5 protein-coding genes are annotated in these 11,537 nt (G+C 62.8%); 2 read left to right on the top strand and 3 right to left on the bottom strand.

Features of this window, described 5'->3' with window-relative positions:
• Positions 1–187 precede the first annotated feature (187 nt).
• The 3 genes from ACFPOU_RS20760 to ACFPOU_RS20750 form a co-directional block, all read right to left on the bottom strand.
• Positions 188–2,038 carry a putative bifunctional diguanylate cyclase/phosphodiesterase gene (locus tag ACFPOU_RS20760; RefSeq protein WP_379725873.1) on the bottom strand — a complete coding sequence of 617 codons (1,851 nt, stop codon included), beginning with the start codon at positions 2,036–2,038 and terminating at the stop codon, positions 188–190.
• On the bottom strand, positions 2,035–2,898 hold the full coding sequence (locus tag ACFPOU_RS20755) for a PstS family phosphate ABC transporter substrate-binding protein (RefSeq protein WP_379725870.1): 864 nt from the start codon (positions 2,896–2,898) through the stop codon (positions 2,035–2,037). The genes ACFPOU_RS20760 and ACFPOU_RS20755 overlap by 4 nt, the downstream gene beginning before the upstream one ends.
• Before the next feature lie 221 nt (positions 2,899–3,119).
• Positions 3,120–4,064 carry a diguanylate cyclase gene (locus tag ACFPOU_RS20750; protein WP_379725867.1) on the bottom strand — a complete coding sequence of 315 codons (945 nt, stop codon included), beginning with the start codon at positions 4,062–4,064 and terminating at the stop codon, positions 3,120–3,122.
• Positions 4,065–4,238: 174 nt separating this feature from the next.
• Between ACFPOU_RS20750 and ACFPOU_RS20745 the strand changes: the two genes are divergently transcribed.
• Both ACFPOU_RS20745 and ACFPOU_RS20740 read left to right on the top strand, forming a co-directional pair.
• Positions 4,239–6,728, top strand: a complete 2,490-nt coding sequence (locus tag ACFPOU_RS20745; protein ID WP_379725864.1) for a two-component system response regulator — start codon at positions 4,239–4,241, stop codon at positions 6,726–6,728.
• Positions 6,719–11,494, top strand: coding sequence for a CHASE domain-containing hybrid sensor histidine kinase/response regulator (locus tag ACFPOU_RS20740; protein WP_379725861.1), 4,776 nt, complete (start codon positions 6,719–6,721; stop codon positions 11,492–11,494). Before ACFPOU_RS20745 ends, ACFPOU_RS20740 begins: the two co-directional genes overlap by 10 nt.
• The last annotated feature ends 43 nt before the right edge of the window (positions 11,495–11,537 follow it).

The raw sequence follows: 11,537 nt of genomic DNA, 5'->3' as shown, positions 1-11,537 counted from the left end.
TCAATTGCCTTAGCCATGTTGTGAAGCGTCTTGCCTGCATGCCAGACTCCGCTCGATGGTCGAATGGCAGTTCGACCTCGCTAGAGCCCAGCAGTTCAATTTCTACACGTAGCGGTGACAGCGCCAAAAAAAACGCCAACCCATGCCGGTTGGCGTTTTCGTAGGATCGAGAAACCTGGGCGTTGGGTCATGAACGAATGGTTTTCACAAACATCTGCTCGATGCTTGCTGCAGGAACTGGCTTGCTGAAATGGTATCCCTGCATCTCGTCGCACTCGTTTTCGTACAGGAAGGCGCGCTGCTGTTCGGTTTCCACCCCTTCCGCCACTACCTTAAGCTTGAGCTTGTGTCCTAGCGCGATGACGGCCATGGCGATCGACTGATCCTCGTCATTACCGGGCAGGCTGCGGATAAAGGACTGGTCGATCTTGATCCGTGCGACCGGGAAATGTTTAAGTGAACTCAGGCTGGAGTAACCCGTGCCGAAATCATCGATGGACAGTTGCACCCCCATCTCTTGCAGTTCATTCATGACTGCAATGGCCCGCTCAACGTTCTCCATGATCAGGCTCTCGGTGATCTCCAGCTCCAGGTATTTCGCTTCCAGACCACTCTCTTGCAATGCGCTCGAGACGATCAGCGCCCAATTTTTTTCCTTGAACTGGCGCGGGGAAACATTGACGGACATCTTAATTGGTGGCATGCCTAGCGCTTGCCATGCCTTGTTCTGCTTACAGGCGGTTCTCAACACCCATTCGCCTATCTGTACAATCATGCCAGTTTCTTCAGCCAATGGAATGAACCTGAGCGGCGGGATCAAACCCAGTTCCGGGTGCTGCCAGCGGATCAGCGTTTCCACACCGATGATTTGGCCTGTCTGGATATGCACTTGCGGCTGGTATAGCAAGACAAATTCGTTCTTCGCCAAGGCGTCGAGCATACCCTGCTGCAAAAACACCCGCTCCTGCAGTTTGCTATTCATCTCGGGCGTATAGAACTGAAAATTATTGCGCCCAAGTGCCTTGGCTTGGTACATCGCGGCATCGGCATTCTTGAGCAGGGTCGTGACGTCTTCGCCATCTTCCGGATAGGTCGCCAGCCCCATGCTGCAGGTGACGCGAAGCGTATGGCTGCCAATTGCCAGCGGCTGAGCTATGACGTCGCGGACTTTTTGCAGCGTATTGGTGATGCTTTCGGCCTTCTCAGGCTGGTCGAACAGGATGATGACGAACTCGTCACCACCCAGGCGAACCACCGTGTCGGTCTGGCGAACCGTCTGCTTCATCCGCTCCGCGGTCTCCTTGAGCAGCTCGTCACCGATGTCATGCCCCAGGCTATCATTAATGGTCTTGAAATTATCGAGATCGATGAACACCAGCGTGACCTGGCGTTCGTAGCGCCGCGCATACAGGATTGCCTGATTGAGACGGTCGTCCAGCAGCGCTCGGTTGGGCAAGCCGGTAAGTATGTCGTGGTGCGCCATATGCACCAGGCGCTGCTGCGATTGCCGTAAGGCGCGCAGCGGCAATGTGCGCAAGGGAATGGCGATGAGCAGGGCAAGCAGCATACCGAATCCTGCGACAAATAGCGTTTCGATCATCATGCCGCGCATTGTCTGCTCGACTCGGTAGAACGCCACCGGTTTGGTCGCGTCATACAGGGTGACTTCATGACTCAGAACTGGCCATGGCAGTACTGCTTCGTCATTGCGGAGAATGGCGCTGCGATCGAGGTTGAGCAGGCTATGGACAGAATTGTATTTGTTATGGGTAACGCCGCCATGCTCGGTGTTTGAAAAATCCGCCATGAGCGCCATGAGCTTATGCTCTTCGAAACGCCACATGTGCGGATTCTTGTTAATGGCGTTTGTTACCAGTGAGCCATGAATATGGGCAAAGGCAGCGACTTCCCCGTGCTGATGATTGAATTTGGTAAGGAAATACAAGCCAGGCAGAGCAACGCCGACCGCGATCGAGACGCAGACGGTAATAGTATTGATGAGCTTGATAAGCCGGACATCGGTCTGCTGCTGACTCATTTGGTGTTCAGTACGGGAATGTTACCCATCTGGGATAGCACCGTTCTTCCTGAAGACGAATCGATAAATTTGACGAAGGACTGCGCGACCGGTGACGGATTGGCCGGCATCACAAGATAAATCGATTTCAGATATGGATATTTGCCACTGCTCGCATTCTGGATAGTCGGATTGACTCCTCCTACAGCCAGAACCTTCAAGCGCCGGTTTTCCGACATAATCAGCGACAAGGTCGAGGTACCGAACGCGCCAGGAATATTTTCCAGTTCATCGGCGCTGTCGGTATCGGTAATCGCAATGTTCTTGCCAGGTCGCTGATGGGCTTCGGCCAGGGCCTGAGCCAGCGCGGGCGATATATCCTTGACAACCTGGGTGTCCACATCGACGAGCGGGCGCAGCACGGGACGCACCTGCGTGCCATCGGACCAATGCAGTGACTTGCCGGAATACAGCGCTGCGAGTTCGTCCAGGGTGACGTTAGTCGCCGGTGTCTTGAGGCCGGTAGCGAAAACAAATGGTGTTCTGGCAAGCTCCATTGCGGCAATGCCATGGACTTTTTCCGCAGCGGTAATCGGGCGGGAACTCACACTGACCGTCAGGTGCCCGGCCATCAAGGCCTTGATACCTCCGCCGCTTCCCAGGCTGGGTAGAACCTTGACCGTGACATGGGGATGCGTCTTTTTGAACTCATCTGCAAGCTTTTGCATGGTCCCGAGCGCAGCGCCTGTCCCTCCAATGGTCAAGTCGCCAATCGGACCGGGTGCCTGCAAGCCTGCCGACCAAGCCGGGGTACCGAGCAAGACAGCTGCGCTGACGACCGAAAAAATAGGTTTCAACAACCGAAGCGCAACCCTTGACATGCAGCCTCCAAGACGGACGAAAGTAAATACAGAGTGCATGCTATCTTTTAAATTTCCGCATAGCAACGTAGCGCGACGACATTCGTCCGAGAAACAACACATGGCATTGCCCCGTTGTCACGGCAATCTTTCCCCTATTTCGACTACGCTGAAATGGGATGCGGCGCCCTCCCCGCCTGCACTGCATCCGGTGCTGTCGACCAGATCACCTTCGTTTCCGGTCAGGTAGTGAGCTCGATGCCGGCCGCACCTGCCCGGCCGGCTTGCTTGGCGCGATACAGCTGACGGTCGGCCTGCTCGAGCAGGGAATGGCAAGCCTCGTGCACAAGCTCGTGCTGCTGCACGATCCTGGTCGCAACGCCAATGCTGACAGCGACCGTCGAACCGATCGGCGAGGCGGCGTGGCCGAGCTTTGCCTGGCTGACGCGGTCGAGAATCGCCTGTGCAACGCGCAAGGCGCCTGCATGGCCGGTCTCGGAAAGCAGCCCCACGAATTCCTCCCCGCCGTAGCGTGCCACCAGATCGCCGGGACGCAGAATGCTTTCAGCCAGGCAGTGACCAATTTCACGCAAACAGGCATCGCCCGCGATATGGCCGTAATGATCGTTATAAAGCTTGAAGTAATCGATGTCGATGAGAAGGATGCTGAGGGGCGTTTTATTGCGGAATGCGCGGCGGCATTCGATACCGAAGCGTTCGTCGAAGCTGCGCCGGTTCGGCAAGCCCGTCAGGCCATCGAGATACGCCAACCGGCGTAACTGATCGGCCTGGATCTTCAAGGTCAACTGGGCCCTCACCCGGTTCTGCAGGGTCGTCGGATTGATCGGCTTGAGCACGAAGTCCGATCCGCCTGCCAGCCAGCACGCGTCTTCATCTTCGGGACTGGTGGCGGCGGTGACGAAAATGACCGGGATGGCCTGTGTCCGCACATCCGCGCGCAGGCGGCGGCAAGTGTCGAGCCCACCGATTCCAGGCATGCGCATGTCGAGTATCACCAAGTCCGGTGGTGCAGCCAGGCACATGTCGAGGGCCTGTTCACCGCTGGTCGCCGCGAAGGTCTCCAGCTCGGTCCCCAGGATATGCCGGATCTGCACGATGTTGGCGGCCTGGTCGTCCACCACGAGAATGCGCACTCTCTCGCTAAGCTGGCCGGGTGGGGAGCTCATTGGATTGATATCGTTTCAAAACATACCGTCTGAAGCCATGCTAGCACACCCACTTCGCGCGTGCAGTAAGGGGTTGAAAATCGGAAATAACTTAGGCATTGCCGTAGCGCTTCGCAAGGTGCTACCATCGTTCGCATCCCTTTCCCGATGCGATCCTGCAAGCGCAATCCACGCATGCCGCACTCCGACAGTAATTCGACGACCGCGCCCCGGTTCCTGGCCAATATGCGCCCGTCGATCCTGATCGTCGACGATCAGCCATCGAATATCCAGATGCTGCGCAAGGCCCTGGCAGGCTTGGCGGACATGCACTTCGCGATCGACGGGCCGGGCGCCCTGGACCAGGCAATGAAGCTGCGTCCCGCGCTGATCCTGCTCGATATCGATATGCCGGGAATGGATGGCTACGCAGTGCTGGCGGCATTGCGTGCACAGGCATTGCTCGACGATGCGCTGGTCATGTTCATCACTAGCCATGCCCATCAGGAATTGTCCGCCTTGCGCGCGGGCGGGATCGACTTCCTTCAGAAGCCCCTCGATCAGGTCGTGGCACGGGCACGTGTCGAAAATCTCTTGGAATTGAGCATGGCGAAACGCCAGTTGTCGCGCGCGCAGCGCGATCTGGAAACGGTGCTCTTCCACCTGCCCGCCTTCGTGGCGCAGTGGGACCGGGACTTGCGCAACCTGTTCTGCAACGACCGTGCGGGCTTATGGTTCGGCGCCTCGGCCGCGGAGCTGCGCGGGCGCATGCTCGCCGACGTCGCCGGTCCTGCCGTCTGGCCGCAGCTGGCGCCCTGGATCGAGGCGGCGCACGCGAGCGGCGACGCGGCCACGTTCGACCTCGAACTGCCCGGCCCCGACGGCGAGCCGATTTTCGGCCAGGCAGCGCTGGTTTGCCAGCGCGAGCATGGCGTGGCGGAAGGCTACCTGCTGCTCATTACCGACGTCACGCCCCGGCGCCGTGCGGAGCTGGCCCTGCGCGACGAGCAGGAACGCATGCGCATCACCCTCCATTCCATCGGCGACGCCGTGATTGCCACCGATATGGCAGGCCTCGTGACATTTTGCAACCCGATTGCCGAATCGATGACCGGATGGCTCGACAGCGAGGCCTGCGGCCAGCCCATCGAGCAGATCATGCCCCTTACCCTTGGCATCGGCGGGGCAACGACACGCAATCCGGTCAGGCTTGCGCTGGCCGAGCAGCGCATCGTGGGCATGGCCCTGGATTGCTGCTTGCGCCGCCGCGACGGCCGCCACTTTGCGGTCGAAGATTCGGCCGCGCCGATCCGCGACCATGCAGGCATTGTGCGCGGGGCCATCATCGTTTTCCACGACGTCAGCGAAACGCGCGCCATGGCGGTCAAGATGACGCACCTGGCAAACCATGATCCCTTGACCAATCTGCCCAACCGGATGCTCCTGCGCGACCGTTGCGAGCAAGCGCTGCAGACAGCACGCCGGCACGGTGCCCGCATCGCCCTGCTCACCATCGATGTCGACGATTTCAAGATGATCAATGCCAGCGCAGGCTACAGCGACGGCGACTCCATCCTGCAGTCGCTCGCCCAGCGCCTGCGGGGGATCCTGCGCGCCACCGACACGCTCAGCCGCGAGGGAAGCGACGAGTTCCTCGTCCTGCTGAGCGAAGTCAGGCATGTCGACGAAGTCAACCAGTTCTGTCAACGCGTCCGGCAGGTGTTGGCCGAGCCCTTTCACGTCAGCGAGCACACCTTCACGCTCAAGGCAAGCATCGGGATCGCCCTGTTCCCGGACGACAGCGTCGATGTCGAGCAACTCTACAGCCATGCCAACAGCGCCGCATACCGCGCAAAGCGGGAAGGCCGCAACTGCTGGCGCTTCTATTCGCATGACATCGAAGAAAGCCTGCGCACGCGCATGGCCTTGCAGCGCTCCTTGCAGCACGCCATGGAAACGCGTGCTTTCGACGTGTATTACCAGCCGAAGGTGGACCTGCTCACGGGCGCCATCGTCGGTGCCGAAGCGCTGGTGCGCTGGAGACGGGGCGATGGCGTGCTGGTCGGTCCCGCCGACTTCATCGCGGGCACCGAGGAAAGCGGACTTATCGTCGAATTGGGTCTATTCGTGCTAGAGGAAGCCTGCCGTGCCGCGCAGCTGTGGCAGTCCTGCGGTGCAGGCATTAGCGTGGCAGTCAACGTATCGCCACGACAATTAACTGAAGACACGTTTGCAGGCAGGGTGAGTGACATCCTGGAACGCACCCGACTTCCAGCCGGACTGCTGCAGCTGGAAATCACGGAAGGAACGCTCGTCAACCAGCTCGAGCACCACCGCACCGCGATGGAATGGCTGAAAGACCATGGCGTGCTCATTGCCATCGACGATTTTGGTACCGGTTATTCCAGCCTCAGCTACTTGAAGCGCTTTCCGATCGATGTCTTGAAGATCGACCAGCACTTCGTGCGCAATTTGCTGGTCGACCGCAGCGACCGGGCCATCATCACCGCCATCGTGCAAATGGCGCAGGGCCTGGGACTGCAGCTGGTGGCCGAAGGGGTCGAGGATGCCGGCCAGGCCGAGACGCTGGCGGCGCTCGGCTGCCGTACCGCCCAGGGATATTTCTACGGGCGTCCGATGCCGCTGCCCGCGTTCCGGCAACTACTGGAGAGCCGATGTCCATGAAGGCAACGCCCTACTGGATCCGCGTGCCGCTTGCGGTACTGGCGACGCTGCTGGCGCTGTCCGGCCTGGGAACGCACCAGTTGACGCTTTACAACGAACATGCCGTGGCCAGTGCCGCGCAGGAAGCGCTCGCAAAAGTGCTTGACAGCACCGAGACGCTGCTGCGCAATTATACCTATGGCCTGCTGAGCGCGCGCGGCGTGCTGGCGGTCACGGGAATCGACGGCATGGACCGTGCCCGCTTCGCCCGCTACAGTAGCTCACGCAATTATGCGACCGAGTTCCCCGGAGCACGCGGGTTCGGCTTTATCCGGCGTGTCGCGCCGCAAGACACGCGGCAATACCTGGTGGACAGGCGCCGCGCCGGATGGCCGGACTTCCGGATCCGCCAGCTCCAGCCGCATGACGGGGAACACTATGTCATCGAACTGATCGAGCCGTTCGAGGCGAACCGCCAGGCCATCGGTCTCGATATCGGATCGGAACGGGAGCGCCGCATCGCGGCCCAAACCGCCATGCGCAGCGGCACGGCGACGCTCACCGGCCCCATTACCCTGATGCAGGCAAGCAGCAAGCCGAGCCAGTCGTTCCTGATGCTGTTGCCGGTGTATGGTGCGTCGCGGGCCGAGGTCACGGGCTGGACCTATGCGCCGCTGGTGATGGGCGAGATCCTGGACCGGCTGGGCCACCTTCCCAGCGGCCGCCTGACGCTGACCGACGTCACGGGCGCAACGCCGGTCCCGTTCTACGCCACGGGAACGTCGGAGGCCGCGGCGGCGGCGACGCGGCGCTCGATCGAGGTGATGGGACGCAAGTGGTCGGCCAGCTTCCAGCCGTCGCCCGCGTTCGTAGCGCAGTTGCGCCTGGTGCGTCCCGCCTATGCCGGCGCCGCGGGGGTGCTGGTGTCGCTGCTGTGCAGTGCGCTGGTGGCCGCCAAGCTGCTCGAACGCGAGCGCAGGCTCCGCCTGCACGCCAGCCAGGCCAAGCTGGCGGGGATGGTCGACGCCTCGATCGATGCCATCATCGGCCTGGACCGGCAGGGACGGGTCACCAGCTGGAACCCGGGTGCGGCCCTGATCTTCGGCTATCCGGCCGCCGAGGCGCTCGGGCAGCCGCTGGCGGCCTTGACCGTTCCCGTGAACCAGCATGCGCAGGAACGACTCGCGCTGGACACGGTATTCGCGGGCGAGGCCATCTCGATCGCGCATGCGCTGATGCGCCGCCGCAACGGCAGCCAGTTCGCGGTCTCGCTCACCGCGGTCCCCTTGCGCGATGCGCACGGCACGGTGACAGGCGCGTCGGCCACGGTGCGCGATATCTCGGAACTGGTGGCCGCCCAGGACGAGGTGCGCAGCCTCAACAGTTCGCTGGAGCGCCAGGTGCGCGAGCGCACCAGCGAGCTGGAGGCGGCGCGGCGCGATTTGCGTACCGTCCTCGATGCCGTGCCGTCGATGATCGGTTACTGGGACCGCGACCAGGTGAACCGCTTCGCAAACCAGGCCTACAGCAAATGGTTCGGTGCTTCACCGGTGCAGATCGTCGGCAAGTCCATGCAGAAACTGCTGGGAGCGGAACTGTATGCCATGAATCATCCGCATATCGACGCCGCCCTGCGCGGGCATACCCAGGTATTCGAGCGCGCCATCCCGAGCCCGGACGGCACGGTGCGCCACTCGCTGGCAACCTACCTGCCGGACCATGGCCCGCAGGGGGTGCGCGGCTTCTACGTGATCGTGCACGACGTCTCCGATATCGTCGCCAGCCGCACTGCGCTGGCGTCGGCATTACGGCAGAACGACGTGCTCATTCGGACGATTAACGAGGAAATGCTGTATTCGGTCACCGATGCCGACGGTCGCATCATGGAGGTGAACGATAATTTCTGCGAAGTGGTGGGGTATCGGCGCGAACAGCTGATCGGGCAGGACCATCGTCTGCTCAGGTCGGGAATGCACGATGCCGCTTTCTGGGCGCGCATGTGGGAGACGATCGCGGCTGGCCGTACCTGGAACGGCCTGGTGTGCAACCGCAGTGCGGATGGAAGCCTGAAATGGTTCGACACCGTCATTTCGCCCTACTTCGACGAGCACGGCGTCATTGAACGCTACGTCGGCTTGCGCTCGGACGTCACCTCCCGCGTGGCAGCGGACGCGGCCTTGCGCCACATGAGCGCCCTGTTCAGCAGCGTGCTGCATGCGGCATCCGAAATTTCCGTGATCGCCACCGATCCGGATGGACTCATCACGGTGTTCAATTCGGGCGCCGAGCGCATGACCGGCCATGCCGCCATCGACATGGTCGGGCGCGCCACCCCCGCCCTGCTCCATGTGCCCGAAGAAGTGCGGCGGCGCAGCGAGGAACTGAGCGCGCAGCTCGGCGAGCCGGTCGACGGCTTCCGTACCTTCGTGCGCATCGCGGAGCAGACCGGGGCGGAGACGCGCGAATGGACGTATGTGCGCAAGGATGGAACCCGGCTGCCGGTGTCGCTGAGCGTGACGCCGATGCGCGACGACGATCACCAGTTGCTGGGATACCTGGGCGTGGCCATCGACATCACCCAGCGCAAGCAAAACGAAGCGAACCTGCTGGCATCGACGCGCGCGGCCGAACAGGTCAGCATGGCCAAGAGCCAGTTCGTGGCCAACATGAGCCACGAAATCCGCACCCCCATGAACGCCGTGCTGGGCATGCTCGAACTGATCCGGCGCAGCGACCTGACGGCCAGCCAGCGCGACCACGTGGACAAGGCGGCCTACGCCGGCAAGGCGCTGCTGTCGCTGCTCAACGACATACTCGACTTTTCGCGCATCGGCGCCGGCAAGCTGGCGCTGGACCTGCATCCTTTCGAACCCGAGCCGGTATTGCGCGAACTGGCAGGTATCCTGATCGGCAACAGCGTAGGCGACCCGGTCGAGGTCTTGTTCGACATCGCGGCCGGCGTCCCTGCGGTCCTGGTCGGCGATCGCTTGCGGATCCAGCAAGTGCTGGTCAACCTTGCCGGCAACGCGCTCAAGTTCACCAGGGAGGGGCATGTGATCGTCGCGCTGGAGGTGCTGGCGAAGACAGATGACCGGATCCGCCTGCGGGTGAGCGTGAGCGACACCGGCATTGGCATCCCGCCAGATCAGCAGGCCGCGATCTTCGACAGCTTCACCCAGGCCGAGGCATCCGTCGCCCGCCGCTATGGCGGAAGCGGCCTGGGACTGGCGATCAGTGCGCGGCTGGTCGAGTTGATGGGCAGCGAGCTCAAGGTCGAGAGCGAGCCTGGCCGCGGCAGCCGCTTCTGGTTCGATGCCGACTTTGCGTGGCAGGCCTCCCCCTCCCTGCCGGCCGCCGCGGCGGCCAGCGCCCTGGCAGGCGCCCGTCTACTCATCGTCGACGACAACGCCGCATCGCGCGAAATCCTGTCCAGGCTCTGCGAAGCCCTGGATTGCCACCCCGATACCGCGGCGGATGCGGCTGCGGCCCTGGACATGGTGCGGCGGGCGGCGTCGAGCGCGGCACCCTATCGCGCCGTGCTGATGGACTTGCGCATGCCGGGCATGGACGGGTTCGAAGCGGCCGCCGCGCTGGCGGCCGATCCGGCGACGGCCACGCCCGTCATCGTCGTCAGCGCCTATGGCGCCGACGGCTTGTCCGCAGCCATGCACGAGGGCGGCACCACCGTCCGCGGCTTCCTCGCCAAGCCGGTGATGCTGGCCGACTTGCAACGCGCCTTGCTGCAAGCCATTCATCCCGACGCCGACGCGCAGTCGACGCCTGCCGTAGCGTCGCGCGCACTGCCGCTGGCCGGCATGCGCCTGCTGGTCGTGGAGGACAACGAACTGAACCGGCAAGTGGCCTTCGAATTGCTCCAGTCCGAAGGCGCCAGCGTGGATCTGGCCGAAGGCGGCGCCGAGGGGGTCGCGCTGGCTGCGCGGCATGGCGCGGCCTATGCCGCCGTATTGATGGACATGCAGATGCCGGACATCGATGGCCTGGAAGCGACGCGCCGCCTGCGCCAGACGCGGCAGGGCGCCAGCCTGCCTGTCCTGGCGATGACGGCAAACGTTTCCAGCGACGACATAGCGGCCTGCCTGGCCGCGGGCATGGATGCCCATGTCGCGAAACCGTTCGACATCGACGAGGTCGTCGCACGCGTGATCGAAGTGGTCGAGCGCCGCGGCGCCGCGTCCGTCGTCCGGCCGAAGGAGGCGCCGGACGGCAGCGGCCGGGATACCGACCTTGCCGCGGCGCTGCGCAGGATGAAAGGCGACGTGCCCTTGTATCGCCAGATGCTGGGCCGGTTCCGGCGCGAAGCGCGGACCTTCGTCGACAGCCTGGCGCAGCCGGAAAATGACTTGTCGGCGAGGGCTGCCCAGTTTCACATGTTCCGCGGCCTGGCCTTGATGATCGGCGCGCAGCGCCTGGCAAGCTGCCTGCTCGCCGAGGAACGACGGTGCCGTACCGGCGCCCCGGGAGCGCCCGTCCCCGCCCCGGAATTCGAGCGACTCATCCGCGCCGCCATCCTGCAGATCGAGCAAGCCTTGCCCCTCGAACCGGTCCGGGCTCCCGAAACGGCGCCTGCTCCGGCCCACGGCATCGACCGGGACGCCTGGCTCGCAGCCTTGCTGCCCCTGCTTGACAGCGGCAATCTGCGCGCACTCGATCTCGTTGAACAGCGCCCGGCCGGCGTCGTTCACGCGGAGTTTGCCGGCGTGGCCGAGCTCATCGGCGAACTGCGCTTCGGTGAAGCGGCAAGCATGGTGCGCGCCTTGCAAGGCTGAAGCAGGCTGCCGTGCTCGGCGAAACCAGTCCCGGCGAAACCAT

The organism is Massilia jejuensis, assembly GCF_042656795.1.
GTDB lineage: Bacteria > Pseudomonadota > Gammaproteobacteria > Burkholderiales > Burkholderiaceae_D > Telluria > Telluria jejuensis.
Note: the sequence above shows the minus strand (reverse complement) of the source record. Positions and strands in the feature narration are given on the sequence as shown.

What these genes read in the sequence shown, in the direction of transcription:
- ACFPOU_RS20760 (WP_379725873.1), bottom strand. Translation starts at nt 2,038, where the DNA reads ATGAGTCAGCAGCAGACCGATGTCCGGCTTATCAAGCTCATCAATACT.
- ACFPOU_RS20750 (WP_379725867.1), bottom strand. Translation starts at nt 4,064, where the DNA reads ATGAGCTCCCCACCCGGCCAGCTTAGCGAGAGAGTGCGCATTCTCGTG.
- ACFPOU_RS20755 (WP_379725870.1), bottom strand. Translation starts at nt 2,898, where the DNA reads ATGTCAAGGGTTGCGCTTCGGTTGTTGAAACCTATTTTTTCGGTCGTC.
- ACFPOU_RS20740 (WP_379725861.1), top strand. Translation starts at nt 6,719, where the DNA reads ATGTCCATGAAGGCAACGCCCTACTGGATCCGCGTGCCGCTTGCGGTA.
- ACFPOU_RS20745 (WP_379725864.1), top strand. Translation starts at nt 4,239, where the DNA reads ATGCCGCACTCCGACAGTAATTCGACGACCGCGCCCCGGTTCCTGGCC.